Below are 2,142 nucleotides of genomic sequence, written 5' to 3'. Positions count from 1 at the left end.
GCAGAAGACAACAGTCGCCAAACGCCAGTAATGATCCATCGTGCTATTTTAGGCTCTTTAGAACGTTTCATAGGTATATTGATAGAAGAATACGCCGGCAAATTCCCAACATGGCTTGCTCCAATGCAAGTTGTTGTAATGAATATTACCGACAAACAAGCTGATTATGTTGAAGAAATCGTTAAATTCTTTAAAGAACAGGGTATTCGAGCATCTTTTGACTTGAGGAATGAGAAAATAGGCTTTAAAATACGCGAACACACACTTAGACGTGTGCCTTATTTATTGGTCGTTGGTGATCAAGAAATGGAAAATAAGGAAGTAGCGGTGCGTACACGTGACGGTATCGATATAGGCAAGTTAAAACTAGAAGATTTCGCCGCGATGATACGTCAACAGATTTCGCTCCGTAGTCTCAAATTGTTGGAGGAATAGGTCATAAAGATCAAAAGAACAGCAGGGCGACAGCCAGCCCCTAATAGAATCAATGATGAAATCACTGGTGTACCTGAAGTCCGTTTATCAGGTTTAGATGGTGAGCCAATTGGTATATTAACTATAAAAGAAGCTCAGATCGTTGCAGATGAAGCCGGAGTTGATCTAGTAGAGATCAGTCCCAATGCTGAGCCTCCTGTCTGTCGTATAATGGACTACGGTAAGTTCCTTTTTGATAAAGCGAAAGCTCAAAAGGAACAAAAAAAGAAGCAAAAACAGGTCCAGGTTAAGGAAATTAAATTCCGTCCTGGCACTGATGAAAACGACTATCAGGTAAAACTACGCAACCTGATTCGTTTTCTGGAAGATGGTGACAAAGCGAAAATTACGCTGCGTTTCCGTGGTCGCGAAATGGCACACCAAAACCTAGGTATGGATCTTTTGAACCGTATCAAGGCTGATTTGGAAATATATGCGGTTGTCGAATCTTTCCCGAAAATGGAAGGCCGTCAAGCAATTATGGTGCTAGCACCTAAAAAGAAATAGTAGGGCAACCTAAAGTAGCAAAAGTCTCTTGAGGCTTTTGCTCGCCTTACGTTTATTAACGTCCCAATGCGGAGTTTTAGAAATGCCTAAAATGAAAACAGACAAGGGTGTAGCGAAGCGTTTTAAGAAAACCGCTAATGGTTTCAAGCGCAAGCAAGCACACTTACGTCACATTTTGACCAAGAAAAGCACTAAGCGTAAGCGTCACTTACGTGCTAAATGTTTAGTTGCTAAATCTGACGTTCCAGCAATCGCGCGTCAACTACCATACGCTTAATTTAGGAGATAGAAAATGCCAAGAGTTAAGCGTGGTGTAACCGCACGTGCTCGTCACAAGAAAGTACTTAAACTAGCTAAAGGTTATTATGGCGCTCGTAGCCGTACTTACCGTGTTGCTGTTCAAGCAGTTACTAAAGCTGGTCAATATGCTTACCGTGACCGTCGTCAGAAAAAACGTCAATTCCGTCAGTTATGGATTGCACGTATTAATGCAGCGTCTCGTCAAAATGGTCTGTCTTACAGCCGTTTCATTAACGGCTTGAAAAAGGCGTCTATTGAAATCGATCGTAAGATTTTGGCTGACATCGCTGTTTTCGACAAAGTTGTTTTTGCAACTTTAGTTGAAAAAGCAAAAGAAGCGTTAAACTAAGTAATTAGTTTGTCGCTTAAAAAGAGGAACCTTCGGGTTCCTTTTTTTATGCCTGTAACAATTTAAATATCTGCAATAATCACTCACCCAAATCACATTTATGTGTATTTTACTTAGGCATCTCACGCTTATATAAATGTAGCCATTGATATAAATTCATCGCAATACTGGGCTTTTTATTAATCACTTAAGTGAGGCATTAAATACTGGCCTGTGAGTGATTTTTAAAGACGTACCTATAACAAGTGTCTAGTAAGGCTGATTATATTCAGTTTTACTAAACCTTAATGTTGATAATAATGATAATAAATGGGCTTAAATTTGATGAATATGTAATTTATTATCAAATTTGTCGCAACTATTAAAAGTCTCACTACTCAGCGCTTGCATACAGTGGTATAACTAAATAAATTTTGTCCATCCACTTCACTTAGGATAGTAGTAATGATCTTTTCTAAAGTCACGCTTGCTCCAGCAGACCCAATTTTAGGCTTAACAGATGCTTTCAAAGC

At 39.3% G+C, this 2,142-nt stretch carries 4 protein-coding genes; all 4 read left to right on the top strand.

All coding sequences use genetic code 11. The features are described from left to right. A partial coding sequence (locus H5185_RS21805) for a His/Gly/Thr/Pro-type tRNA ligase C-terminal domain-containing protein (protein WP_259396284.1) occupies positions 1–435 on the top strand: 435 nt, incomplete at its 5' end. A gap of 3 nt (positions 436–438) precedes the next feature. After that, positions 439–981: a translation initiation factor IF-3 gene (gene infC, locus H5185_RS21800; RefSeq protein WP_124014861.1), complete on the top strand. Its 543-nt coding sequence runs from the start codon at positions 439–441 to the stop codon at positions 979–981. Positions 982–1,063: 82 nt separating this feature from the next. Further along, a complete protein-coding gene (gene rpmI / locus H5185_RS21795; protein WP_011496149.1) occupies positions 1,064–1,258 on the top strand; it encodes a 50S ribosomal protein L35 in 195 nt (64 codons plus the stop codon). Between the two features lie 15 nt (positions 1,259–1,273). Next, positions 1,274–1,630, top strand: a complete 357-nt coding sequence (gene rplT / locus H5185_RS21790) for a 50S ribosomal protein L20 (protein WP_025823422.1) — start codon at positions 1,274–1,276, stop codon at positions 1,628–1,630. Positions 1,631–2,142: the final 512 nt, after the last annotated feature.

It is taken from the genome of Shewanella sp. SG44-6 (assembly GCF_014164185.1).
Lineage (GTDB): Bacteria > Pseudomonadota > Gammaproteobacteria > Enterobacterales > Shewanellaceae > Shewanella > Shewanella vesiculosa.
Note: the sequence above shows the minus strand (reverse complement) of the source record. Positions and strands in the feature narration are given on the sequence as shown.